Source organism: Granulicella cerasi (assembly GCF_025685575.1).
In the GTDB taxonomy this organism is placed as follows: Bacteria; Acidobacteriota; Terriglobia; order Terriglobales; family Acidobacteriaceae; genus Granulicella; species Granulicella cerasi.
Map to the genome: position 1 here is coordinate 15,039 of NZ_JAGSYD010000006.1, position 24,707 is coordinate 39,745.

At 60.9% G+C, this 24,707-nt stretch carries 24 protein-coding genes; 13 read left to right on the forward strand and 11 right to left on the reverse strand.

Annotation, left to right across the window (positions count from 1 at the left end; all coding sequences use genetic code 11):
* Positions 1 to 85 precede the first annotated feature (85 nt).
* Positions 86 to 673, reverse strand: a complete 588-nt coding sequence (locus tag OHL11_RS16285; protein WP_263372600.1) for a TetR/AcrR family transcriptional regulator — start codon at positions 671 to 673, stop codon at positions 86 to 88.
* A gap of 128 nt (positions 674 to 801) precedes the next feature.
* On the opposite strand from OHL11_RS16285, the gene greB reads away from it, so the two are divergent.
* Positions 802 to 1,356 carry a transcription elongation factor GreB gene (greB, locus tag OHL11_RS16290; RefSeq protein WP_263372601.1) on the forward strand — a complete coding sequence of 185 codons (555 nt, stop codon included), beginning with the start codon at positions 802 to 804 and terminating at the stop codon, positions 1,354 to 1,356.
* Between the two features lie 91 nt (positions 1,357 to 1,447).
* Here the strand turns inward: greB and OHL11_RS16295 are convergent, their stop codons facing one another.
* On the reverse strand, positions 1,448 to 3,364 hold the full coding sequence (locus OHL11_RS16295; RefSeq protein ID WP_263372602.1) for an NHL repeat-containing protein: 1,917 nt from the start codon (positions 3,362 to 3,364) through the stop codon (positions 1,448 to 1,450).
* A gap of 320 nt (positions 3,365 to 3,684) precedes the next feature.
* On the opposite strand from OHL11_RS16295, the gene OHL11_RS16300 reads away from it, so the two are divergent.
* Positions 3,685 to 4,425 (forward strand): SDR family oxidoreductase, encoded by a 741-nt coding sequence (locus OHL11_RS16300; RefSeq protein WP_263372603.1) that lies wholly within the window; start codon positions 3,685 to 3,687, stop codon positions 4,423 to 4,425.
* A 207-nt stretch (positions 4,426 to 4,632) separates the two neighbouring features.
* On the opposite strand, the gene ubiE is transcribed toward OHL11_RS16300, so the two are convergent.
* From ubiE to OHL11_RS16335, 7 genes are all read right to left on the reverse strand, one after another.
* Positions 4,633 to 5,379: a bifunctional demethylmenaquinone methyltransferase/2-methoxy-6-polyprenyl-1,4-benzoquinol methylase UbiE gene (ubiE, locus tag OHL11_RS16305; protein WP_263372604.1), complete on the reverse strand. Its 747-nt coding sequence runs from the start codon at positions 5,377 to 5,379 to the stop codon at positions 4,633 to 4,635.
* Positions 5,379 to 6,503: a 3-dehydroquinate synthase gene (gene aroB, locus OHL11_RS16310; protein WP_263372605.1), complete on the reverse strand. Its 1,125-nt coding sequence runs from the start codon at positions 6,501 to 6,503 to the stop codon at positions 5,379 to 5,381. The genes ubiE and aroB overlap by 1 nt, the downstream gene beginning before the upstream one ends.
* Before the next feature lie 45 nt (positions 6,504 to 6,548).
* On the reverse strand, positions 6,549 to 7,469 hold the full coding sequence (locus tag OHL11_RS16315) for a TerC/Alx family metal homeostasis membrane protein (RefSeq protein WP_263372606.1): 921 nt from the start codon (positions 7,467 to 7,469) through the stop codon (positions 6,549 to 6,551).
* A 142-nt stretch (positions 7,470 to 7,611) separates the two neighbouring features.
* Complete coding sequence (locus OHL11_RS16320) at positions 7,612 to 8,028, reverse strand: DoxX family protein (RefSeq protein ID WP_263372607.1); 417 nt, start codon at positions 8,026 to 8,028, stop codon at positions 7,612 to 7,614.
* Between the two features lie 66 nt (positions 8,029 to 8,094).
* On the reverse strand, positions 8,095 to 9,021 hold the full coding sequence (locus OHL11_RS16325) for a M28 family peptidase (protein ID WP_263372608.1): 927 nt from the start codon (positions 9,019 to 9,021) through the stop codon (positions 8,095 to 8,097).
* Between the two features lie 9 nt (positions 9,022 to 9,030).
* Positions 9,031 to 9,930: a twin-arginine translocase subunit TatC gene (gene tatC / locus OHL11_RS16330; RefSeq protein WP_263372609.1), complete on the reverse strand. Its 900-nt coding sequence runs from the start codon at positions 9,928 to 9,930 to the stop codon at positions 9,031 to 9,033.
* Complete coding sequence (locus OHL11_RS16335) at positions 9,923 to 10,447, reverse strand: twin-arginine translocase TatA/TatE family subunit (RefSeq protein WP_263372610.1); 525 nt, start codon at positions 10,445 to 10,447, stop codon at positions 9,923 to 9,925. Before OHL11_RS16335 ends, tatC begins: the two co-directional genes overlap by 8 nt.
* Positions 10,448 to 10,578: 131 nt before the next feature.
* Between OHL11_RS16335 and OHL11_RS16340 the strand changes: the two genes are divergently transcribed.
* Together OHL11_RS16340 and OHL11_RS16345 are read left to right on the forward strand one after the other, a co-directional pair.
* Positions 10,579 to 11,703, forward strand: coding sequence for a lactonase family protein (locus OHL11_RS16340; protein WP_263372611.1), 1,125 nt, complete (start codon positions 10,579 to 10,581; stop codon positions 11,701 to 11,703).
* Positions 11,704 to 11,790: 87 nt separating this feature from the next.
* On the forward strand, positions 11,791 to 12,924 hold the full coding sequence (locus OHL11_RS16345; protein WP_263372612.1) for an SH3 domain-containing protein: 1,134 nt from the start codon (positions 11,791 to 11,793) through the stop codon (positions 12,922 to 12,924).
* Positions 12,925 to 13,083: 159 nt separating this feature from the next.
* On the opposite strand, the gene OHL11_RS16350 is transcribed toward OHL11_RS16345, so the two are convergent.
* Complete coding sequence (locus OHL11_RS16350; protein WP_263372613.1) at positions 13,084 to 14,274, reverse strand: DegT/DnrJ/EryC1/StrS family aminotransferase; 1,191 nt, start codon at positions 14,272 to 14,274, stop codon at positions 13,084 to 13,086.
* A gap of 195 nt (positions 14,275 to 14,469) precedes the next feature.
* Here OHL11_RS16350 and hfq point away from each other — a divergent pair, with 195 nt between their 5' ends.
* The 9 genes from hfq (at position 14,470) to atpC (ending at position 23,002) form a co-directional block, all read left to right on the forward strand.
* Positions 14,470 to 14,751: an RNA chaperone Hfq gene (gene hfq / locus OHL11_RS16355; protein WP_263372614.1), complete on the forward strand. Its 282-nt coding sequence runs from the start codon at positions 14,470 to 14,472 to the stop codon at positions 14,749 to 14,751.
* 27 nt (positions 14,752 to 14,778) lie between these two features.
* Positions 14,779 to 16,254: a GTPase HflX gene (gene hflX, locus OHL11_RS16360; protein ID WP_263372615.1), complete on the forward strand. Its 1,476-nt coding sequence runs from the start codon at positions 14,779 to 14,781 to the stop codon at positions 16,252 to 16,254.
* Positions 16,255 to 16,672: 418 nt separating this feature from the next.
* Positions 16,673 to 17,134 carry a F0F1 ATP synthase subunit B family protein gene (locus OHL11_RS16365; protein ID WP_263372616.1) on the forward strand — a complete coding sequence of 154 codons (462 nt, stop codon included), beginning with the start codon at positions 16,673 to 16,675 and terminating at the stop codon, positions 17,132 to 17,134.
* Positions 17,134 to 17,847 (forward strand): ATP synthase F0 subunit B, encoded by a 714-nt coding sequence (locus tag OHL11_RS16370; RefSeq protein WP_263372617.1) that lies wholly within the window; start codon positions 17,134 to 17,136, stop codon positions 17,845 to 17,847. The genes OHL11_RS16365 and OHL11_RS16370 overlap by 1 nt, the downstream gene beginning before the upstream one ends.
* Entirely contained in the window at positions 17,847 to 18,401 is a 555-nt protein-coding gene (gene atpH, locus OHL11_RS16375; RefSeq protein WP_263372618.1) for an ATP synthase F1 subunit delta, read from the forward strand. Before OHL11_RS16370 ends, atpH begins: the two co-directional genes overlap by 1 nt.
* A 53-nt stretch (positions 18,402 to 18,454) precedes the next feature.
* The gene (atpA, locus tag OHL11_RS16380; RefSeq protein WP_263372619.1) at positions 18,455 to 19,990 is read left to right on the forward strand and encodes a F0F1 ATP synthase subunit alpha; all 1,536 of its coding nucleotides are present in this window, start codon (positions 18,455 to 18,457) and stop codon (positions 19,988 to 19,990) included.
* 18 nt (positions 19,991 to 20,008) lie between these two features.
* Complete coding sequence (locus OHL11_RS16385) at positions 20,009 to 21,100, forward strand: F0F1 ATP synthase subunit gamma (protein WP_263372620.1); 1,092 nt, start codon at positions 20,009 to 20,011, stop codon at positions 21,098 to 21,100.
* 18 nt (positions 21,101 to 21,118) lie between these two features.
* Positions 21,119 to 22,567: a F0F1 ATP synthase subunit beta gene (atpD, locus tag OHL11_RS16390; protein ID WP_263372621.1), complete on the forward strand. Its 1,449-nt coding sequence runs from the start codon at positions 21,119 to 21,121 to the stop codon at positions 22,565 to 22,567.
* Between the two features lie 3 nt (positions 22,568 to 22,570).
* Positions 22,571 to 23,002: an ATP synthase F1 subunit epsilon gene (atpC, locus tag OHL11_RS16395; RefSeq protein ID WP_263372622.1), complete on the forward strand. Its 432-nt coding sequence runs from the start codon at positions 22,571 to 22,573 to the stop codon at positions 23,000 to 23,002.
* 67 nt (positions 23,003 to 23,069) lie between these two features.
* On the opposite strand, the gene OHL11_RS16400 is transcribed toward atpC, so the two are convergent.
* A complete protein-coding gene (locus tag OHL11_RS16400; RefSeq protein WP_263372623.1) occupies positions 23,070 to 24,701 on the reverse strand; it encodes an aspartyl protease family protein in 1,632 nt (543 codons plus the stop codon).
* Between the last annotated feature and the right edge of the window lie 6 nt (positions 24,702 to 24,707).

The window sequence follows — 24,707 nt, forward strand, 5'->3', positions numbered from 1 at the left end:
GAGCTCACATGGGAGCTACGGTGTCATAGATTAGACCAGTCTGTTCATGGATTCAGAAAAATCTGCTTTGCCTCCCAATGGGTCGCTATGGCTTCAGCAAAACGTTGAACGTGTAGTTAAAGAAGAGTTCCAGAGGTTTGTCGCTCTGGGTGGCTTTTGCTCGGACCTGTGCACCTTCCCAGCCGTTGACGAGCAGGGCGGCCAAGTCGTCGGGTCTGACGGTCCTCGGGAGTTCCTTCGCGTCGATCGCTTCGCGAATTATCTTCGCGAGTTCTTTCTGCCAGGCAGAGAATGCGCTTTCAAGAAGAGTGCGAATCTCTTCATTTTGGCCGCCCACCTCAAGGCTGAGGTTTCCTAGTAAGCAACCTGATATCGGTCCGCCTCGTTGACCGTATGTTGCAATGAGGTCTTTGAAGTAAGCCCGCAGCTTCTTGAGCGGAGAAAGGGAGGCGCTCTGGATATTTCGCTCTAAGCGTTCCATCTCTCCTGTGGCATAGCGCTCGATCACCTCTATCACGAACTCATCCTTGGTGGAGAAGTGATGGTAGAAGGAGCCTTTGGGGATTTCGGCGGCTTGCAGGATCTGGTTGATGCCCGCAGCCGAGTAGCCTGCAGAGCGCAAAAGACGCAGGCCGACTTCGATCAAGCGTTCGCGTGTGGATGGCTTGCTCATAACAAAGAATAGACTAGTCTATCGAGCGATAGGATTCTCCTATCAGGCATGAATCAAGACGTGAGCGAACGTCACGCTGAGAGAATAGGGCCATGCGAAAAGGGTTTACGAGAGAACCGAATCGAGAAGTGCCTGCGACGACAGTGCGGAACTACATTACGCCCGGTGGGCTCGAGCGGTTGAAGGCGGAGCACCAGTTTTTGCTCAACAAAGACCGTCCGGCTGTGACGGAGGCCGTGGCGTGGGCGGCGAGTCTGGGGGATCGTAGCGAGAACGCGGACTATCAATACGCCAAGCGCAGGCTGCGACAGATCGACGGGCGGATTCGCTTTCTGTCCAAGCGCATTGAAGCTGCAGATGTGATCGACCCTGAGGCTCCGCGGTCGAAGCTGCAAGAGGCGAAGGCGTTCTTCGGTGCGACGGTGCTTTATGAAAATGCCGCTGGAGATGAGCGCGAGGTTTGCATCGTTGGCGTCGATGAAGTGGACCTTGATCGCAACCATGTAAGTTGGCAGTCGCCGATAGGACGCGCGCTTATGCGTTCGGCAGAGGGCGATCGTGTCGTGCTCGATGCTCCAGGTGGCAAGGAGAACTTGAAGGTGCTCGAGATTCGTTATGAGCGGATTGAAGTAGAGCCGTTCGTGGAGCCGATTGGCTCATACGCTTCTGCGCGCAAGCCGTAGCAGCAGGCGGAATCTTTCGTGATCGGAAACAGAAAGGCGCCTGAGGTCAATGCAGAACTGCATAGGACTCAGGCGCCATCTCCTGTTTGGGTTATGGGCGAGCTGCGACGGTACCGTTCTTCACGGAAAGCGCAATGGGAGTGGTGACCGGGCCGGCTGCGCCGATGACTTCTGTGACGGCCGACGCTGAACCGAGGTTCTGCGTGAGCCAAATGTCTCCTGATGCGTCGATGGCGATGTACTGTGGACCGGTGGCGCTGGTAAACCCAGGCACGATGCTGGCTCCCGCGCTGGTGAAGTGCTGCAGTCGACTGCCATTTCGGTAAGGCATCCAGAGTGTATTGTCGCCGTCGAAGGTCATATCGAAGCCAGGCGCGTAGCTGGTTGGAGTGATCGTGGTGACCGTGCCCGTGGAGCTAACCGAGACGAAATTCGAATTCCCGGAGGTCCAGAATCTTCCAGAGCGATCGACGCTGAATGCGAAACCTCTGCTTGCAGTAACGGGGAAGCCTGATGTCTGGGCGTACGTGCCAGCGTTCTGGCGTACGTTCGATCCTGAAAAGAGAGAGGTCCAAAGGTTCCTCGAGGAGTCGAATCGCAGAGCGTTTGTGTATGTGTCTGACGTGCCCTGCAGCGGGTAGCTGACTGAACTGATCGCCGTACCGTTGTAACTCATGCGAATGCTGTTCATGACGGAGTCGATCGATTCTGTCGAGAAGATGTTGCCTGCACCGTCGATTGCCAAGCCGGATGCGCCTTCGATATCAAAGGGCGCAGACGAGACAGGTAAAGCGAACGGCGTGCCCGGGAGTGTCACACCCGAGGCAGAGAGTCCATGAAGAGATCCGCCGCTGCTGCTTTCCGCGGGATAGAGCGACCAGATGTTGTCTTGCAGATCGATGGCCATGTACGTGGTGCCTCCGCCCGAGAAAGGCGAACCGGGGTACGGTACTCCGAGGGACGTCAGCTTCACGAGTGCCGCGTTGCCCTCGATGATGACGTTGCCTTGTGAGTCGATGGCGACATTGCTCGCTCCATTGTTGATGTGGGAGTCGGCGAAGGAGATCGCGACGCTGAAGTCGTTCGGCAGCGCTGTTGTGGAGCAAGGCAGGCTCGGCTGGAACGGCGCCGTGGAGCTGCTAAGTGCGCAGAGAGCACTGATGTTGGCGATCGGATTGTGCGCGATATTGATCATCGCAGTGAAGGTATCGGTAGCCGTCGGTGTCGCTGCGAAGAGGCTCTGGCAGGTCGATGATGGCGCCGCAGGAGTTGCGGTGCTGTCAGCCGTATTTTCGCAGCCGGCAAGGATGTTGCCGAGCATGTTGAGCAATGTCTGCGGCACGGTACCGTTGCCTGCGGGCGTGGTGGCCAGTGCAGAGCCAGTGCCGAGATCGGCGAGATTGCTCGCGTTGGCAAAAGCGTTCTTGATGCCGATCAGCGCAGGCGCAGTGCCGGAGCTGGAGATGTGTGTCGCGTCCGTTGCGAAACCCGCGAGAGCATAGGCCGCAGCGACTGTGGTGACTTCGTTCACGCTCACGAAAGGGACGCTCGCCAGAAAGCTGCCTGTGGTGGGGCAATCACCCAGCACGGCTGCGTTGGCAATCTCAGCGTTGTTGCCGGAGCCGGAGTCGCCGCCACGCGCGAGCACATAGACCTGCTGGCCGGGCTGGCAGGTGTAGTCACCGGTGATGGAGAAGTTGCCGTTTGCGTCAGAGCTGACGTAGGCGCCGATGCTGTCGGCCGTGCCGGTCGAGGCTGCATTGAGCAAGGACACCGAAGCATTGCTCGTGGAGGCCGCGTATCCGTTGCCGCCATAGCCGCTCTTGTTGGCTGCCAGCAGATAGACATGCGAACCCTTCACGGGTTGTTGGCCGCCGAAGACGTGCCCTTGAAGGCGAACACCTTGCGCGGGGCCTGCGGTGGCAAGGTTGCCCACGCCGCAGCCGACAAAAGAGGTGGATGCTACGAGGATAGCGAACGACGCAAGGCGAGGACGGAAAGGCAGCATGGGGGGCCCTTTGACATGAGTTTGCTGAAGCCTGAGGTCTTCAGAGGTTTGTCTTGATGCGAACATCTTAGCCGTTAATGGTTCGAGGAATTCGTCTTATCTGTCGCGCGAGGCTGGGATGAAATTACGACGTGCGAATCCTGCGCCTGATGAAAATATCAGCTTCATGCGATTGAGAGCTTGGTCGTAGAGGTCGAGTAAGGAGCTATTGCCGTTTGAGCGTCGAGGCTGCAAGAGGATTAGGCAAGAACTCGGCAGGAGCGGGCTAACGGTCGCGAGCGTGTGATCACTAAGCTGTCCTTCAAGGAGAACAGCGAATCATGGCTGACATTCAAGGCAAGGTTGTAGTGATTACGGGCGCGAGCAGCGGCATTGGCGCGGTGACGGCGAAGGAGTTGGCGAAGCAGGGTGCGGTGGTCGTGCTCGGTGCGCGTCGCAAAGACCGGCTGGATGCTCTCGTGAGCGAGATCGAAGCCGCTGGTGGCAAGGCTCTGGCAGTGGCCTGCGATGTGGTGAAGCGTGCTGATCTTGAGGCGCTTGTGGCTGCGGGCGTGAAGGCGTTTGGGAAGATCGATGTGATCGTGAACAACGCAGGCATCATGCCGCTGTCGCCGCTGAGCGAACTGCGCGTGGAGGAGTGGGAGCAGACGATCGACGTAAACGTGAAGGGCGTGCTGTATGGCATTGCCGCAGCGCTGCCGGTGTTTGAAAAGCAGGGCAGCGGGCACTTTGTGAATATCTCGTCCGTGGCGGGGATCCGCGCGTTTCCGATGGCGGCGGTGTACTGCGGCTCGAAGTGGGCTGTGGGGGCGATCACCGAGACGCTGCGGCAGGAGTGTGTGGGCAAGAACATTCGCACTACGGTGATTCTGCCGGGTGCGTTTGAGACTGAATTGGGCAATACGATCACGCACAAGGAAACTGCTGAGCAGATGGGGCACTTCATGCAGGTGGCGCAACCGCCGCAGGCGATCGCTGAGGCGATTGCATATGCGATCGGTCAGCCTGCTGGTGTGGCTGTGAACGAGCTAGTGGTTCGGCCCGCTGCGCAGTTTGTGTAGGTGCTGATGATGGGGGGAGGCGGCCTCTTGGGCTGCCTCCTTTCTGAGTTTTGGGGCGAAGGGACGTAACTCGCTCTAGCGTTCGTGGCTGCCCACCCGTCCGCATGAAGCCGCGTACGGATGGGGCCACCGACGGTGGTGATGTCCGTAAATTTCTGCAAACCCACATCTCAAGAATCGAGATGTGGGGCACCCGATCGCGGTGGTCTACGCCTTGGTGCCGCGGTAAAGGCCAGCGGAGTGGAGCAGGTAGCCGTCCCAGTGGGCGTCGACGAAGCCGGCTTCGGCCATGAGGGCGAGCATCTTGGGCGGGCGCGGGAAGCGGCGCACGGAGTCGGGCAGGTACTTGTAGGCCGCGCGGTCGCCGGAGATCATGCCGCCGATGAGGGGGGCGATCTGCGAGAAGTAGAGGTTGTAGGCGAGCGCCTTGGCGCCTTCGGGCTGATTAGCTTCGAGGACGCCGATGCGGCCGCCGGGCTTAAGCACGCGGGCGATCTCGCGCAGGCCAGCGGCGTAGTCGGTGAGGTTGCGGAAGCCGAAGGCCGAGGTGACGAGATCGAATGAGTTGTCGGGGAAGGGCAGGTGCATGGCGTCGCCTTCGATCCAGTCAATCGGCTCGGTGGCGTACTTGCAGCGGGCGCGGTCGAGCATCTGTGCCGAGAAATCGAGGCCGGTGAGTCGGGCTGCATTGGCAGGGCGCGCGGCTAGTAGCGCGGAGGTCTGGTCGCCGGTGCCGCAGCAGATGTCGAGGATGCGCGCGTCGGGGTTCTTCAGTACCGGCGTGAAGGCGCGGGCGGTTTTGCGCCACCAGCGGCGGTCGAGGCCCATGCTGATGAGGTGGTTCAGCAGATCGTACTTGGGCGCGATGGAGTTGAACATCGCCTGCACGTTTTGTGCGGCTTCGGCCTGGGTGCGTTCGTTGGCGGTGCGTGCGCCAGTGGTTTCGGTAGGCATCAGGCGTTCGCTTCGGCGAGGTCTTCGCGGGTGGGCATCTGGGCGAAGAGCTCTTCTGTGGCCACGGTGAGCTCGGCTTCGGTGACGTCGCGGACGACGGTGGCGTCGCCGATGCCGACGGGCAGGATGAAGCGGCGCGAGTCGCTGCGGTTCTTCTTGTCCTTGGCGGTGAGTGAGACGAGTTCGTGCACGTCGGCGGTGAAGGGCTTGAGCGGGCCGTAGGCGCGGACGAGGTTCGTGATGCGCTCGACCTGTGCGCTGGTGACCATGCCGCGCTTCTGCGCGATGGAGGTGGCGGCGATCATGCCCCAGGCGATGGCTTCGCCGTGGAGGAGCTGCTCGTAGCGTGTGGCGGCTTCGATGGCGTGGCCGAGCGTGTGGCCGAGGTTGAGCAACATGCGGACGCCGGTTTCGAACTCGTCTTCGGCGACGACGTTGACCTTCATCTGCACGCTGTCGGCGATGACGCGGGTGAGGGCTTCGTGATTGCCGGCGAGGATGGCGGCGGTGTGCGCCTCCATGTAGTCGAAGAGCTCGCGATCGCGGATGATGCCGGCTTTGACGGACTCCTGCAGGCCTGCGCGGAGTTCGTTTTCGGGCAGCGTGGAGAGGGTATCAATGTCGGCGAAGACGGCGAGCGGGTGGTGGAAGCTGCCGATGAGGTTCTTGCCTGCCGCGAGGTTTGCGCCGGTCTTGCCGCCGACGGAGGAGTCGATCTGCGCGAGCGCCGTGGTGGGCACCTGCACGTAGCGGATGCCACGCATGTAGATGGCGGCGAGGAAGCCGGTCATGTCGCCGAGGACGCCGCCTCCGAAGGCGATGAGGATCGAGTCGCGATCAGCGCCGTGTTCGGCAAGCTGTTCGGCGAGGGACTCGAGGGTGGAGAAGCGCTTGTACTGCTCGCCGGCGAGCACCTGCAGCACGACTGGCTGAGTGCCGCCGAAGGAGGCGAGGAAGCGCTCGGACCAGTGCGACCAGATGACGGGCGAGGTGACGACGAAGAGCTTCGCCTTGGGCGTGGTGTGGAGCGCGGCGATGCGCTGGGCGAGGTCCGCGAGCAGGCCGGGACCGATGTGGACGGTGTAGTTGGCGGACGGCGTGCGGACTTCGATCGCGGTGGACATCTCTTCAAGGATACCGCGTGTGCCTGATGGCCGGTGCCGCGAAGACTACGCTTGTTTCTGCCGGAACGCGACCGAGGTGCCGACGGTGATCGCCAGCACCACCGCGATCACGCCGAGCGAAGCCAGCGGGCCGATTTCGATCCAGTGGACGGCGAGCATCTTTACCGCAGCGAAGGCGAGCAGTGCGGCGAGGCCGTAGTGCATGAAGCGGAGGCTCTTCAGCATCGCGGCGAGCAGCACGTAAAGCGAGCGGAGACCCATCACAGCCATGATGTTTGAGGTGTAGGCGATGAAGGGAATGCGCGTGATCGAGAGCACCGCGGGGATCGAGTCGAGCGCGAAGACGACGTCGGTGAGTTCCACGGCGATGAGCGCGAGCAGGAGCGTGGTGGGCATCCATACGAGCTTGCCGCCTACTGTTTCGCGGGCTGAGAACGTGTCTGTGCGCGGCGAGACAGGGTGAACCCGAGTGAGCCAGCGGAGCCACGTGGGCTGGCTGACTTCATTACCCTCAGAGTCGTCCTCGGGTTTCAGGAGCTTGACGGCGGCAGCGAGAAGAAGCGCGCCGAAGACGTATTCGACCCAATGGAAGCGCGCGAGCAGCGAGAGACCGCCGGCGATGAACGCGCCGCGCATGACGATGGCTCCGGCGACGCCCCAGAAGAGGACTTTGGGCTGGCGGTCTTCAGGAATGGTGAAGGTCTTGAAGAGCAGCAGGAAGACGAAGAGGTTATCGACGGAGAGCGCTTCCTCGATGGCCCAGCTCGCAACGTATTCGGTGGCGTGCGCGTGGCCGTACAGCGGTAGCAGAATGGCTGCGAGCGCGAGCGCGGCGACGGTCCAGAGTACTGTGGCCCAGACGGCCTTGCGGTGCGGGTCGGGGAACAGGCGGTGCAAGCCGAACTCGGCCAGCATCAGCGCGACGACGGCGACGTGGAACCAGAGCCAGTGGGAGATAGGAGTCACTCGGAAGAATTGTACGGTGTAACAGGTTAGAGTTTCGCGAGTTCGCTGCGACGGCGAAGGTTGACATCAGTGTGTCAGGGTCGAGGTATCCAGAGTGCCAGATGGGCCTTCCAGTATGTCAGCGAGCGAAGATGTAACTTCGTCAGAAGAGGCGTTTGCGCTTCTTGGCGATGGTGCCTGCCGACCAGAGCGCGAGGCCGATGAGCACTGGCTGGAAGAAGAGGCGCCCGAAGCGTTTCTTGTCGGTGTCGAGGCCGAAGGCGTTACGGCGTTCGGTGTACTGCGCGAGGTTGCCGGGAAAGATCGCAGCGAAGAAGCCTGCGGCCGCACAGCCTGCGAGCGGACGAAGTTTTTCGGGCGCAAGTGCGAGCGCCGTGCCCAGGGCGATTTCGCCAACGCCAGAGGCGAGCACGACCGCATCGGTGTCAAAGGGCATCCACGGCGGAACCTGGTTCTTGAACTCCTCGCGCGCGACAGTGAGATGCGTAATGCCGGCTCCGGCGAGGGCTGCGCCCATGGCGATGCGGGTGATGTCCTGCGCGGTAGTGGTTCGCGACATAGAAAAAACTCCTGAAACCCGGTGGGGCTTCAGGAGTTAGAAACAATCGTTGCTGCTGGGGATGCTTTAGTGCTGGTCGATGAGCTTCACGAGTTCAACGAAAAGATCAGCAGAGGTCTGGAGTGAAGCTACGGAGAGCTTGTCGATCGTGTCCTTCGCGGTGTGGTGGAAGGCGTAGTCGCCACGGTTCTGCTCGTAGGGGCCGTACTCGTAGCAGATGACGTCCAGCACCGGCACACCACGCTGCTTGAAGGGGATGTGATCGTCTTCGATCGTCATCTCGTTGGCGAAAACGGACGAGCTGTGGCCGGTGGTCTTTGCAGCCTTCGCCAGCAGGTCCAGCAGCCAGGGGGTCGAGTTGCCTTCGCGGTCGATGTTCATGCTCTTCCAGCCGAGCATGTCAGCGACGACGAAGGCTTTGATCTTGCCGATCGTTCCATCGCCGGACCACTTTGCTGCGAGGTGGCGCACGCCGTACAGCGAATCGCTCGGCACCATGCCTTCCTTGCCAACGGCTTCTTCGCCGTCGTCGAACACCAGCCAAACGCTATAGCCCTGCGGCGGATGCGTACGGTAGTAGTCGCCGAGTGCGATGAGCAGTGCAGTGGTGCAGGCACCGTCGTTAGCGCCGACGAAGCCGATGCTCTGCAGCGGATAGTTGGTCTCGTAGTGAGAGGCCAGTACGATCACGCCGTCCTTCTTGCCCGGGAATTTGGCGATGTAATTCGTCATCGGCTGCATGCCGACGGGGGTGTGTGCGGTGAACTTATCGACGACGAGATTGCCCTTGGAAGCCTCCGTCGCAAAGTGGTCGCGGATGAATTTCTCTGCGGCTTCGTGTCCGGGCGTGCCGATCGCACGATGCGGCGCGGCGGCGAGGTATTGCTTCGTCAGGTCCATCACCTTCGCGCCAGACACAGGATGTCCCTGTGCCGAGGCGAGTGTGGTGGTGGTCAGTGCGAGAGCAGCAGCGAGGGTGCGAAGTAGGTTCATGGTCTTGGGCTAGCGCTTCCTGCTGGTGTGTTGAATGAAGTGGATGATCGCGTCATGTGCGTGGAGAGGTTTGACGAACCACAGCGCAGCGGCGATGGCAGCGACCGCGAGGATCGCCCAGCCGATCATTCTCCAGCGCGCGCGGGCGTCGGTGTCTGCGTGGACGAAGTACGCCACGAACACCCCGAGGAAGTAGAGCACCAGCATCGGCGTGGCGAAGAGACACATGCCGATGGGATCGGGCGTGGGGCAGATGATCGCGGCGATCAGGAAGATCGCCAGCACGGCGTAGCGGAAGTGTTTGAGCAGGAACTGCGCGTTGACGATGCCGAAGAGCGACAGGAAGAAGATCAGGATCGGCATTTCGAACGTCGCGCCGAGGCCGAGGATCACTGCGAGGAAGAACCCTGTGTAGTCCTCAATCGTAATCATGTGATTGAGGTTGTGGCCCATCTCCAGAATGAGCACCTTCATGGCTCCGGGCAGCACCCAGCGATAGCCGAACCATGCGCCTGCGAGGAAGAGGCCAATGGTGGTGAACATGAAGGGCCAGACGTACTTCTTCTCGTGCGCATACATGCCGGGCGAGATGAAGAGCCAGATCTGGTACAGGATGAACGGGCTGGCGAGGATCGCACCGACGACGATCGAGGCTTTGATCTGCAGGTTCAGCGCATCGGTGGGATGCGTCATCGTCATCTGCTGCCCGATGTCCAGCAGCGGCTTCTGCAGAAAGTCGATGATGCGGTTGTGGAAGCAATAGGCGATGATGACGCCGACGAGGAGATAGGCAAGCGCCCAGAGGATGCGGTTGCGCAGCTCCTCGAGGTGCTGCATCAGGCTCATGCCGGGGAGGTCAGCGCGGTCCTTGACGGCGTTGCGGGCGCGGTCGAGCACGTCCTCAGCCATGGTGGTTCTCCTTGTTCTCGTCGGCGACGGGGATGGAGTCGATAAGGCCGCCGAGAGGGTCGGAGGATGCGGTCGTGGCGCGAGGCGAGCGTCCCTGCGGAAGCCCGGTGGCGGGCGGCATCAGGTTCAACTCGCCGGAAGAGGCGATGGGAAGAGGTTCGGTGGGCGCTTCCGCGGGTGCTGGTTCGGGCAGCGCTTCCACAGGCGTGGCCGCTTCCATCGAGCGCTCGGGGGAGTCGAGCGTGAGGTAACGCGACTCCGTGGACTCCGCAGGCTTGGGTTCGTCAAGAGCGGGCGTGGCGGGCGCTGCGGCTTCCATGGCGGAAATCTTCCTGTCGCGCTCGGCCTGCTCGCTGGAGCGAAGTTCGTCTTCCATCTGCATCTTGAAGTCGTTGGACGCGCGGCGGAATTCGCCAACCCATTTGCCGAGTTCGCGGGCGAGCTTGGGCAGGCGCTTCGGGCCGAAGAGCAGCAGCGCCAGCACGAAGATGAAGATGTTGTCAGAAAAACTGGGCATACAGCGTTAGATGATAACGGCTCGCGGTGTTGCGCGTCAGACATAACAAAAGGCTGCGACAATAGATCGACGGATTTACGCGGAAAATCGCGCAGCAGGGAGCGTCTGGGTTGATGAATTGGCGAGCGGTTGTGAGCAGGGTGGCAGCGCTGAGCGTGTTGGCGGTGGTGCCGGCTTTTGTGGGATGCGGGGCTTTCTTCCAGTGCGAAGGCAAGGCAAGCTGCACCACATCGACGAGCACGACCTCGAACGTGATCTTCGCGGGCAATAGCTACTCCGGCAGCACCTACCTGGACGCCTACGGCAATACGACGGGCACGCTGGCCAAGGTGTCTGGCGCACCATTTTCGCTTTCCTACACGCCGACGGCGATGGTCGTTCGCAGCGGCAACGGCTACTTGTATGTAGCGGGTACGAACGGCAATATCTACTCCTACGTGCTGAGTTCTGCCGGTGTGCCCAGCAGCGGCACGGCCCAGTACACGCAGAATTACAGCCAGGTGGACCTAGCGATTTCGCCGGATGGCAACTGGCTCTTCTCGGTAGACAGCTCTACGTCGACTTCGCCGGAGTTGTACGTATACAGCTTCGGAACGAGCGGCGCTCTGTCGCTGACGGCCGCGATTCCGCTGACGGATTCGACCGGGTATACGATCGTGCCGAAGCAGATTCGCGTCTCGCCGGACAATACTTACGTGGCGGTAGCGATGGGCTCGGGCGGCGTGGAGGTCTTTCCGTTCACGACCTCCAGCGGCACGCTCGGTAACCCGAATTATGTGAATACGCAGTCTTCTGCAGATGGCGATAACGCAATTACGTGGGATGGCAGCCACAATCTTTACATCGCGCGCTCGACGAATGCGACGACGTATTCGGTGTTGGTGTACGCCGCCGCATCGAACACGGTGACGACTTCCGTGCCTTCGACCTACCTAACGGGCACGAGCCCGTCTGCGCTGGCGTTCTCTTCGGGTTACGGCTACTTGTACGCGGCGAACAAGGGCGACAGCACGATCTCGATCTTCTCGCAGTCGAGCGGTGCGCTCACGAGCGTGGGCACCGTGAATGCGCCGTCGTCGGTTTCGTCACTGACGCTGGACAAGAGCACCAGCTACCTGGTGGCCTCGGGTTACAACTCGAGCGCGGGGCTGGAGGTCTTCCTGATCGGTTCGAGCGGCGGATTGACCCTGCAGTCGACGACCGAGTCCACGGGCACCAGTACTTCCATTGCACCTGCGCTTGCGGCAACCCACTAGCGACGGGCGCCATCCTGCACAATAGAGATGAGCGCGATGTGGCGCAGGAGGCGTTAGTTGCGGGCAGTGCGGTGGCATAGCAAAGCGGTGGTAGTACTGGGTCTGGCGTCGTCGATCATGCTCGGCGGATGCTCGCGTTTTCGCAAGCACAGCGGACCCTCCAAGTACGTTTACGTCACAGCCAAAGAAGCTACGCTGCGCGATCGCATCGCTGCGGTGTCCAACCGCACGGGCGTGGTGCAGAACGGCGAGAAGCTGACGGTGCTCGAGCACCAGCGCCGCTTCATCAAGGTGCAGGCGCCGAGCGGCATCGTGGGCTGGCTGGATGAGAAGCTCACCGCAGATCAGGCGCTCATGGACACCTTTGATGAGCTCAAACAGCAGCATCTGAACGATGCTGTTGTCGCCAAGGCCGTGACTCGCGATGAAGCGGTGCTGCACATCGCGCCGGGCCGGTCGACCGAACATTTTTTCCGCTTGAATGAAGGCGACACGATGAGCCTGATTCAGCGTGCGACGGTGGTGAAGCCGCTACCGCCGGGGCAGGCGCCTCCGCATGTTGATCCGAGCGATCCCACGTCCCCGATTGCTCCGCCGACGATGGAAGACTGGTGGCTGGTGCGCGACAGCAAGGGGCAGACCGGCTGGATCTACTCGCGTCTGATCGATGTCAGCGAGCCGGACGCGCTGGCGCGCTACGCCGAAGGGCAGCGCATCGTGGGTGCCTATGTGCTGGCGACGGTGAACGATCCGGAATCAGGCGTGATGAACAACGGCGTCACGGTGACGGAGATTCCCGAGTACGTGACCGTGCTTGCACCGTACAAAGCGGGGCTGCCGTATGACTTTGATCAGGTGCGCGTCTTCACCTGGAACCACAACAAACATCGTTATGAGACCGCGTTCCGCGAGAAGAACATCGAAGGCTATCTACCGGTGGTCGTGACCAAGGGCAAGGACCCGTACGGCAAGTCCGCGATGGCGGCGATGGAGCTTCCGATCTTCAAATACCACACGCTGGCAGCGGATTCGCCCGCGCCTGTGCCTGATCCGAAGACAGGCATTGTGAAGCCGGGCAAGCTGATCGAGAAGACGTATCGCCTGGAAGAGACGACCGTACGTCGGATTCTGCCGCCGAACACGCAGAAGCCTGACGAAGCGCACCCTGTGGTGGAAGAGAAGAAGGACAAGAAAGCCAAGGCTGGCAGAAAGCGGCGGTAGGTTTTTGTGGAATGTGAAAGGCGCTCATCGTGGATGAGCGCCTTTCGCCTTGCGGGGAGAGGCCCACCCGTCCGCAATCTGCGCGTACGGATGGGGCAGCCAGAGATTCGTGGCTCGTAGTTTCGTTCGAGTGATGAGCCGTGAGTTGCGAGTAATGAGTTAGGCGTAGAAGCGGCGGATGCCTTCAACGACCGTGGCGACTTCGTCGTCACGCAGCTCAGGATAGATGGGCAACGCGAGGACCTCTTCGGCGGCCTTTTCGCTGTGTGGGAAGTCGCCGCGCTTGTAGCCGAGCGAGGCGAGCGACTCCTGTAGATGCAGCGGTAGCGGATAGTAAACTTCGCTGCCGATCTGCAGCGAAGCAAGGTGCGCGCGCAGATCATCGCGGCGCGGTGCGCGGATGACGTACTGGTGAAAGACGTGTTCCGCGCGCGGATCGGTGTAGGGAAGCACGATGCCGGTCGTCACGCTATCGCTGACCAGTCCTGCGGCGGTGAAGGCCTCGGCATAGAGCGCCGCGATCTCACGGCGACGCGCGTTGCCAGCCTCCACATAGCGCAGGCGCACGCTGAGCGCGGCCGCCTGCAGCGAGTCAATACGTGAGTTCCAGCCAACCTCATCGTGGAAGTAGCGCTTCCTCATGCCATGCGCGCGGAGCATGGTCGCACGCTCAGCGGTAGCGGCGTCATGCGTGGTGACCATGCCTGCGTCGCCCATCGCGGCGAGGTTCTTGGTGGGGTAGAAGCTGAAGGCCGCGGCATCGCCGAGCGAGCCGGCCTGCACGCCGTTCCACTTTGCTCCGAAGGCCTGTGCCGCGTCTTCAACGATCACCGCGCCGTGTTGCGTGGCGAGCGTGGTGAAGGCGTCCATGTCCGCGCACTGGCCGTAAAGGTGCACCGGCATGATCGCCGCGACCTGCGCGCCGCTCGCCGTGTGGTGGCGTTCGATGGCTTCGGCCGTGGCTGTCGCGGAAAGGTTGAAGGTGAGGGGATCGATGTCGGCGAGTACCGGCACACCGCCTGCGCGCAGAATGCTGCTGACCGTGGCGAAGAAGCTGAAGGGCGTCGTGACGACGGCCTGCTGGCCGCGCTCGGCCACTCCTTCTTCGCCGCCGACCTCAAGCGCCGCGAGCGCGAGCCAGAGCGCATCGGTTCCGCTCGCGCAACCCACTGCGTGTTCCACCTCGAGCGAAGCGGCGGCCGAGGCCTCAAACTGCTGCACTGCAGGGCCCAGGATGAATCGCTGCGTGTCTGCGACTTCGATAAGAGCGGCGAGGAGTTCTTCGCGGTGCGCCTGGTATTCGCGGCTGAAATCCAGCAGAGGAACGGGGCTGAGTGCGGAATCTGACATCGTCCTTATCCTAAACGTCGTGGGACGCGTCTTATAGACTGGCGGCGGTATAGCGAAGACTTATTTGCTCATCGCGCTGCTTGCGGGTTAGGCTGTAGCCCTGCACGTCTGGGTAGGCGAGCTCTGCGCTCGGCAAACCTTTTCTGCAATAAGTTGTTTCACCAAGAGCAACAACGAAATCAGGAGATCGGCACAATGGACCCCAAGCCGGCACAAAATATTCAGGACACCTTCCTGAACACCGTCCGTAAGGACAAGAGCCCCATCACGATTTATCTCGTCAGTGGCGTAAAGCTAACCGGCAAGATTCGTTCTTTCGACAAGTACTCGGTACTGCTCGAAAACAATGCCCAGGAACAACTCATCTTCAAGCATGCGATCTCGACGGTCGTAAACATGCGCAACCACGGAAGCGATTCGCGTCCGCATGGTGAATCGCGCGTGTCGCATGCTCCGGCAGCGCAGCCGGTCGAGTAACGCTGCGCGCAGGTCGCACGACGCAGATTGGCTGACTACAACACATCGCATCACCCCGGCGCCAACCGCCTGAAACGTTCTGCCGAGCAGGAGCGCGAGCTTCTGCGTCGCAGACAAGAGGCGATTGGCGAGCGGGCTGTGCTCGTCTGCGTGGACTTCTCCGCAGGACGCCCGAAGCTGTCGCCGGTGGCGTCTGCAGCACGTGCGTCTGCGGCAATCGATGCGGCTGGGCAGGGCGGCGTGGAGCATGTGCAGCCGCCGGCCGCTGATCTCGACTTCGAAGCATCGCTTGCAGAGTTTCAGGAACTGGCTCGCTCGGCCGGTGCGACCATCGCGGCGGTCGTGCTGCAGCATCGCGCCAAGCCTGATCCCGCCACGCTCGTCGGAGGCGGTAAGCTCGACGAGATCGTTGCGACGGTGGAGTCGACCGGCGCGTCGCTCGTGCTGTTTGATCACGACCTCTCGCCTTCGCAGGCGCGCAACGTGGAAGCACGATTGCCGGTCACGGTCATCGACCGCACGCAGTTGATCCTCGACATCTTCGCTCGCCACGCTCGCACGCGTGAAGGCATGTTGCAGGTGGAGCTTGCGCAGCTCGAGTACTCACTGCCGCGCATCGGCGGCAAGGGCAAGAGCATGTCGCAGACCGGCGGCGGCATCGGCACGCGCGGTCCGGGCGAAACGCAGCTTGAAACCGACAAGCGAAAGATTCGCGGACGCGTCGATCGCATCAAGCAGCAGCTTGAGGCGGTGCGACGGATTCGACGGCAGCAGCGCGGACGCCGCGAGGCCGTGCCTGTACCGACGGTCGCGCTGGTCGGCTACACGAACGCGGGCAAGTCGACGCTCTTCAATGCGATCACCGGTGCCGAGGTGCTGGCCTCGGAGCGCATGTTCGCCACGCTTGATCCGAAGCTGCGACAGCTGACGTTGCCTTCGCGTCGCAAGGTGCTGCTGTCGGATACGGTAGGGTTCCTGCGGCATCTGCCTCATGCGCTGGTGACGAGCTTCCGCGCGACGCTGGAGGAAGTCGAGCGCGCCGAGCTGCTCGTCCATGTGCGTGATGCTGCTTCGCCGACGCTTGAGGAGCAGAAAGCGCAGGTGGAGATCGTATTGAACGAACTGGGCGTAGGCGACAAGCCGACGATCCAGGTGCTGAACAAGATCGATTTGCTTGGTCCCGAGTCACGCATCTTCGGGCCGGGAGAGATTCCTGTATCGGCGTTGAGCGGCGAGGGTCTGGCCGATCTGCTGAAGCATATCGATGCAGCTCTTACGGCCGATCCGCTTGCAGAAATTCGTTTCCGGATCCCGCAAGCTGAAGGGCGCGTGATCGCTGCTCTAGAGCGTGGGGCGAACATCTCGCGCCAGAAGTTCGAAGGCAACCTCACCTACTTCACCGCGCACGGACCGAGTTCACTGCTTGAGCGCTATCGGAAGTTCTGGGTGAGGGAAGAGGCTACACAGCCTGCTGATGCTGACGCAGATCCCCTTCGAGGATGACAAAGCGCTGCGAGATAGTCGGATTTGGCGGCAGAAATAATACAGGCCGCCTGATCCTGGGGAGCGGAGGTGGAGTCCCCGGATCACGCGGCCTGCACGACCCGGAACGGGTCTCGGCTGGTGGAACAAGTGTACCCCCGGTGGTTCGTCCGACGAGCAAATAATTCGTGAATTTCGATGATCGGAGAGGTGAATTCGATCAGATGATCGTTTGTCTCGTTCGCCGATCTATTACCGATCACCGTAATCGGTAAACGAACGCGCATTTTGACTTTCCGCAGTCAGCTTTGCTACAAGTGACAAGTACCAAAGGCAGGTTTTCTGTCGTTGGTGCCGGTTGGTCGCACTCCGTTTCAAGGATGGCCGACTGTGAAGGTGATCGCAACTCGGTCCCTACCTGTTCTACCCTGAAAAACACATGGATATTTTGAATCAACTTGGCGGTCTTGTGCTTGGTTCCTTGCCAACCGCCATCCTGTTTGTTTTGTTGGTCGTGGCTTATCAGTTGCTGGTGAATCGGCCGCTGAAGAAGACGCTGGCTGAGCGCAGTGCCCGCACGACGGGCGCGATGGATCAGGCTCGTGCAGCGATCGCTGCGGCGGAAGCCGAGACGGCTGCCTTCGAGTCCAAGCTGCGCGCTGCGCGTGCAGAGATTCTGGCGGAGCGCGAAGCGAAGCTGCAGAAGCTGCAGTCCGAGAAGGATGCTGCGCTGAACGAAGCGCGCACGATCGCTCAGGACCGCGTCCGCGTCGCCAAGAACGAGATCGAAGCTTCGGCTGTGGTTGCTCGCCAGCAGATCGAGCAGGCTGCCGATCAGCTTTCCGAGCAGATCCTCCGCGCAGTGCTGCCGCAGGGCGCGTCGTTCACGGAGGCCCGCTAATGGCAAACCTTTCCAAGAAGCTGATGATGGCTGCGATGGCGCTGGTGCTCTTTGCTCCGGCGTCTGTGGCTCCTCGTGCGTTCGCGCAGGAAGCCTCGCAGGGCATCTCCGTTCCGTCCTCCTCGCCGATGGCGAAGGTTCCTGAGAAGAAGCAGGAAGTGAAGGACGAAGACGAAGAATTCCGTCACTCGCCGATGGTGCAGAAGATGGGCAAGGCGCTCGGCATGAACGTCGAGCAGGCTGCGACCGCCTTCACAGTGCTGAACTTCGTGCTGCTGGCTTTTGCTGTGGGTTTTGGTCTGCTGAAAATTCTGCCCAAGACCTTCCGCGAGCGTTCGTCGAACATTCAGAAGCAGCTCGTCGATGCGCGCACCGCAACGGAAGAGGCGACGGCTCGCCTCAACTCGGTGGAAGAGCGTCTTGCCAAGTTGGACACGCAGATCGCTGACTACCGCACACAGGCCAAGGCTGACTCCGAGCGCGACGAACAGCGCATCAAGCAGTCGGTGGAAGACGAGAAGGTCAAGATCGTCGCCGCAGCTGAGAGCGAGATCCACAACGCGACCGCGATGGCTCGCCGCGAGATCCAGAAGTACGCTGCAGAGCTTGCTGTCGAGCAGGCAGCGCGCAAGCTGGTGGTGACCGCTGAAACGGACCGCCTGCTGGTGGAAAGCTTCGCGAACAAGCTGGGTGGAAAGGGAGGCGCAAACTAATGGCCGCATCGAACTCCGCTGCGCTGCGTTACGCGCACGCCCTAAGCCAGGTTGTTGCTGAACAGCACCTCGATAGTGCTTCCGTTGAGCAGCAGCTTAAGGACTTCAACACGATGCTGGGCGAAAGCTCCGAGCTTCGTGAAGTGCTCATCAACCCGTCAATTCCTGAGCCGCAGAAGCTTCGCTTCCTCGATGCGCTGAGCAGCCGTACCGGCATCTCGACGCAGGTGCGCAACTTCATCGCGTTGATCGCCAAGCACGAGCGCATGCACGAGTTTGGCGACATGGTCGAGGCGTTCCACACGCTGGCTGATCAGGCTGCCCATGTGGCTGAAGCTCAAGTGATCAGCGCTCACCCGCTGGATGAAGCAGCCCGCAAGCTGATCGAGCAGAAGATTGCCGATATGACGGGCGATGATCGCGTGAAGGCGACTTACACGCAGGACCCGAGCCTGATTGGTGGAGCGGTCGTCAAGGTCGGTTCGACTGTGTACGATGGTTCCGTCCGCGCTCAGCTTGAGCAGATGAAGCAACGCCTCGTGAACGCGGCCTAAGCCCTCACGAGAAACGAACAAGATTCAGAAGTACGAAGGACAAAGAGAAACGCATGGCTACGATTCAAGCAAACGAAATTACGGAGCTGCTTCGCCAGCAGATTGAGAACTACGAGCAGCGTGTGCAGGTGGACGAAGTCGGCACGATCGTCACCCTGGGCGACGGTATCGCGCGCGTACACGGCCTGGACAAGGTCATGGCTGGCGAACTCATCGAGTTCCCGCACGGTGTGGCCGGTCTGGCCATGAACCTGGACGAAGACCAGGTCGGCGCTGTGCTGCTCGGCGACTATGCTGAGCTGAAAGAAGGCGACACGGTCAAGCGTACCGGCAAGATCATGAGCGTGCCCGTGGGCGAAGCGCTCATCGGTCGCGTCGTGAACGCGCTCGGTCAGCCGATCGACGACAAGGGCCCGATCAACACCGACAAGACCCTCCCCGTGGAGCGCATCGCTCCGGGTGTTATCGATCGTCAGTCCGTGACGGAGCCGATGGCAACGGGCATCAAGGCCATCGACACGATGATTCCCATCGGCCGTGGCCAGCGTGAGTTGCTGATCGGCGATCGTCAGACGGGTAAGACCGCTGTGGCGCTCGACACGATCATCAACTCGGCGAAGAACAACCTCATCTGCATCTACTGCGCTATCGGCCAGAAGCGTTCGTCGGTAGCCCAGACCGTGCAGACGCTCGAGCGCTTCGGCGCGATGGCGTACACGATCGTGGTGGCGGCGACGGCCTCGGAGCCCGCACCGATGCAGTACCTCGCACCGTTCGCGGCGACCGCGATGGGCGAATACTTCCGCGACAACGGCATGCACGCGCTGATCATCTATGACGATCTCTCGAAGCACGCTGCTTCGTACCGCGAGATCTCGCTGCTGCTCCGTCGTCCGCCGGGACGTGAAGCATACCCGGGCGACGTGTTCTATCTCCACTCGCGTCTGCTCGAGCGCAGCTCGAAGATGTCGAAGGAGCTCGGCGGCGGTTCGCTGACGGCTCTGCCGATCATCGAGACGCAGGCTGGCGACGTTTCGGCCTACATTCCGACGAACGTGATTTCGATCACCGACGGTCAGATCTTCTTCGAAACCGATCTGTTCAACTCGGGCGTTCGCCCGGCTGTGAACGTCGGTCTCTCGGTGTCGCGTGTAGGCTTCGCGGCGGCAATTAAGGCGACCAAGCAGGTGGGTTCGACGCTGAAGCTGGATCTGGCTCAATATCGCGAGCTCGCAGCGTTCGCTCAGTTCGGTTCGGATCTCGACAAGGTAACGCAGAACCAGCTCAACCGTGGCGCGCGTCTGACGGAGCTGCTCAAGCAGCCCCAGTTCCAGCCGCTGACCTGGGTACAGCAGGTAGCGATCATCTTCGCTGGTACCAACGGTCTGCTGGACGACGTTGAGGTCAAGGATATCGGCGCATTCGAGGCTGGCTTCTACGGCTATCTCGACTCGGCTCAGTCGCAGTTGCTGGCTGACATCGAAGCGAAGAAGGCCCTCGACGACGACCTGAAGGCACGCCTGAAGGACGCGATCAACGACTACAAGCAGGGTTTCCAGGCTGAGCACAAGAAGGCCGCGAAGGCCTAAGCGAGAAGCTGACAGAGAATGGCAAACGTACTCGATCTAAGGCGGCGCATCCGCAGCGTGAAGAACACGCGGCAGATCACCAAGGCCATGAAGATGGTCTCGGCGGCCAAGCTGCGTCGTGCGCAGGAGCGTGCCCTTCAGGCCCGCCCCTATGCGCAGATGCTGACGGCTGTGCTGGAATCGCTGGTGCGTCGCACGGAACTCTTCAATGAAGAGACCGGCAGCATCATGCACCCGCTGCTCGTAGAGCGCGAAGAGAAGAATGTTCTGGTGATTGTGGTCGCCGGTGACAAGGGCTTCGCGGGCGGCTTCAACTCCAACATTGGCAAGGCCGCGCAGAAGTTCATCGATGAGCGTCGCGCTGCTGGCCAGACCATCGACATCGAGCCTGTGGGCAAGAAGGCGATCGGCTTCTATAAGCGCAAGTACCCTGCAGCGGTGTACGAGCACAAGGAAGAGCTTTACGACAACGAGCTTTCGAAGCACATCGAGGACATTCGTCATCGTGCGGAGAACGTCGAAGTCGTAGTCGAGCATCCGACGCTGCTGGTGAAGGGTGACTTCACCGAGATCACGAAGATGTCCGAGGCGATCATCAAGCGCTACGAACATGCGGAGATCGACTCGGTGTACATCGTGTTCAACGAGTTCAAGAGCGTGATTGCGCAGCGCGTGGTGGTGGAGAAGCTTCTGCCGATCCGCAAACTGGGTTCGCATGAGATCACCGCAGCGGAAGAGATGACGGAAGAGCAGAAGGAAGCGGCGGCGAAGGCTGCAGCGGCTTCCGGCGTCCACGTCATCGAGACCGAAGACAAGGTTGCAGAAGCGGAAGCGAAGAAGTTCGGTACGGCGGACGTGGACTACATCTACGATCAGCCGCCCGAGAAGCTCTTCCGCCACCTGATGCCTCGTTATGTGACGACGCAGATCTTCCACGCGATCCTCGAGTCGATTGCTGCAGAACATGCAGCGCGTATGACGGCGACGGATGCAGCGACGAAGAACGCCGGTGAGCTGATCGACAAGCTTTCACTGACGATGAACCGCGTGCGTCAGGCAGCGATCACGAAGGAAATTATCGAAATCGTTTCAGGAGCGGCAGCGCTCTAAGGAACGCGAAGAGAGACTATGGCAGATACACAAAACATTGGCAAAGTGATCAGCATCTCCGGCCCGGCCGTGGATGTTCAGTTCGAAGAGTCGAAGATGCCGCCGATTTACCAGGCGCTCGTGATTACGAGCGAAGGCTTCGACACTCCCGCGCCCATCAACGTGACGGTGGAAGTGCAGCAGCATCTCGGCGAAGGCCGTGTGCGTTGCATCGCCATGGAATCGACCGATGGTATGGTGCGTGGCATGAAGGCGATTGACTCGGGCGCCGGCATCACGGTTCCTGTGGGTCGTGAGACCCTGGGCCGCGTGCTGAACGTGCTCGGTCAGCCGGTCGACAAGCTCGGCCCGGTGAACGCGAAGGCTCACCGCCCGATTCATCGTCTCGCTCCGGCGTTCGATGAGCAGGCGACCTCGGAAGAGATGTTCGAGACGGGCATCAAGGTCGTTGACCTCATCCTCCCGTTCTTGAAGGGCGGTAAGATCGGCCTGTTCGGCGGCGCCGGCGTCGGCAAGACCGTCGTGATTCAGGAGCTGATCAACAACGTTGCGACCAAGCACGGTGGCTTCTCGGTATTTGCTGGTGTAGGTGAGCGTACCCGTGAGGGTAACGATCTCTGGCACGAGTTCCAGGAGTCGGGCGTTATCGATCCGAACGACTTCAACAAGAGCAAAGCGGCGCTGATTTACGGCCAGATGACCGAGCCGCCAGGAGCTCGTCTGCGCGTGGCGCTGACCGGCCTCACCGTTGCGGAATACTTCCGTGACGAAGAAGGCGCGGACACGCTGCTCTTCGTAGACAACATCTTCCGCTTCACGCAGGCGGGTTCGGAAGTATCGACGCTGCTCGGTCGTATGCCGTCGGCGGTAGGTTACCAGCCGAACCTCGCGACCGAAATGGGCGAGCTGCAGGAACGCATTACGTCGACCAAGAAGGGTTCGGTAACCTCGGTGCAGGCTGTGTACGTGCCCGCCGACGATATTACCGATCCCGCTCCGGCGACGACCTTTGCTCACCTCGATGCGACGATGCTTCTCTCGCGTCCTCTGTCGGAGCTCGGCATTTACCCCGCCGTGGATCCGCTCACCTCCACCTCGCGTATCCTTTCGGCACGCATCGTCGGCGACGAGCACTACGACGTGGCGCAGGGCGTGAAGCGTATTCTGCAGCGCTACAAGGACCTGCAGGACATCATCGCCATCCTCGGTATCGACGAATTGTCGGAAGAGGACAAGCTCACGGTGACCCGCGCGCGTAAGGTGCAGCGCTTCCTGTCGCAGCCCTTCCACGTGGCGGAAATCTTCACCGGTATCCCCGGCGCTTACGTCAAGGTGGAAGACACCGTGCGTTCGTTCAAGGAGATCATCGAAGGCAAGCACGATTCGATTCCTGAGCAGGCGTTCTACCTCAAGGGCGGCATCGAGGACGTTCTCGCTGCAGCCGAAAAGCTGAAGGCACAGGCGTAAGCAATGGCAGACGCAACCAACAACTCGGGCCTGATGCAGGTGCGCATTGTCACGCCAGATCGAGTCGTTTTCGACTCGACGGCGTCGGCGGTGGAGCTTCCCGCGCTGACCGGCTACATGGAGGCGCTCTATGGCGCGGCTCCGTTGCTGGCCGAGCTTGGCGCTGGTGAAGTCCGCCTCCACGGTGGTGCGTCCGGCGAGCAGACCTTCTTTGTGGCCTGGGGTTTCGTCGAGGTCCTGCCGGAGCGCGTCACTATCCTCGCGGAGACTGCGCTGCATCCGGAAGAGATCGACGTCAACGCCGCGAAGGCTGAACTCCAGGAAGCTCATGAGCTCTGGAACCAGGCTGGCGACGATGGTGAGAAGTACGACGAAGCCAACACGGACGCTCGCGTGGCAGAAGAGAAGATCGCTTCGGCACAGCACAAGAACTAATGCTGTCTCAACAATGGAAACGCCCCAGCTTTCGCTGGGGCGTTTTGTGTTGTTCGGAGAACGGGCTCTAGTAAGGCGAGCTCTTCGCCTTGGCGATAGGGATGGCCAGCACGAGCGAGTCGCGGTAGTCGATGGAAATGACAAGCTTCTGCAGAGTGCTGAAGCCGATGAGGCCAGATATGTTCACGCCGCCACTTGTCTCTAACTGATAGAGGGGCAGCGCGGGGACGTGCATGTATTGGTCGCGAACATGGGCGAAAGTGAGTGTGTAGTCGCCAGTATCCATAGATTCGCTCTTGCCGCTTAGGCCCACGACGGTCCTGCCTCCTGCCTCCACATTGGTAGCTTCGCGGGCCGCGTCGATGGAGATAACGCCTTGCGCGGAGGCTCCGGTATCCATGATGAACAGGCGCGCTGGGTGTTCATTCACGCTCGTCGGAAAAAGCAGCAGATGATGCTGTCGATATACGGGTGTCCACGTCGCGAACTGCGGTGGTGTGTAGCGATTGCGCGGCGTGGCGGGCTCGCGGTAGCCGAAGGTGGGAAGTGACGTGTTCTCTGCGGACTCGCCGGGGAGAGGCGGCAAGGGGGAGAGGCGCAATTGATGATGGTTGGCGTCGAGTGTCACGACCCAGGGAGCGAAGACGTCTGTGCCGATGAGGCCGTCCTGATGGAGTCGTTCGGAACGCATGATGTGAACCATGCAATTTTCGAACTCGAGAGCGCCGATGCGCAGTTTCTCAACGTGCGCAGTGTCTTCGGCCATGTTGCCGTCGCTTCCAACCCCAAACGTGGAGACGCGTGCTTCAGAGACAAGCCCGACAGCCTTTGCGAGGCGCTGGCTTATCGTAATGCCGGACGCCCCCGTGTCGATTTGTAGCGTTGCCGGCTTATCGTTGAAGCTCATGTTCAGGCCGATCGAGAGTCCTGCATAGGTCATCGCTAGACCGACGTCGACCATCGGGATCGTGGTTTTCTCGACGGGATGTGTGATGTGGCACGAACCCTTGCTGTAGCTCTGCGTCACGGCGAGGTCATGTTCTGCGGCGGCGCGATCTTTGGGGCTAAGATCGGTGCGTGCGAGATAGCGAATAGTGCGGTCAGTGATCTCGCTGGCAGAGAGGGAGTTGGCTTCGAACTCCTTCCAGGCTTTGGTGATGGTCGGATCGTTCGGCGCGAGTTGATGTGCGACGCGAAGTTGTTTCTGTTCGCTGACGTGTTGCTCGTTGAGATGGTTATAGCGAGCGATGTCGAAGTGAATGCGGGCTGAGCAGGGATCAAGCTTCAACGCGGTTTCATACGCTGCGATGGCAAGGCTGATCTCCCCTCGCGAGAAGTGCGCCCACCCTACAAGCTCATTCAGGATCGCGCTTTGCGGGTATCGCTTCAGAGCTGCTTCCGCGTCAGTTAGAGCTCTGCGATATTGACGGCTGAAGATCCCTGCGCGAAGCAAGTCGCTTTGCGCTTTGACGAAGTCCGCTTCGGGAGCGGTGTCTGCCGAGAGGGCATCAGCGTTCTTCCGTGCGAGGTCGTAGGCTTCCTGAGCCTTCTTGTCTTTGATGAGTTGCTGTACTGCGGTGAGATGTTCTTCCGGCTGGATGGTGCACGCGGTCTGGGCTTTCAGGCGCGCGGTGGTCAGCGTAGCCGTAAGAATAAAGACGCTGGCGCGGAGGATGCGGTGGGGCAAAAAACTCAGCAAAGCCGA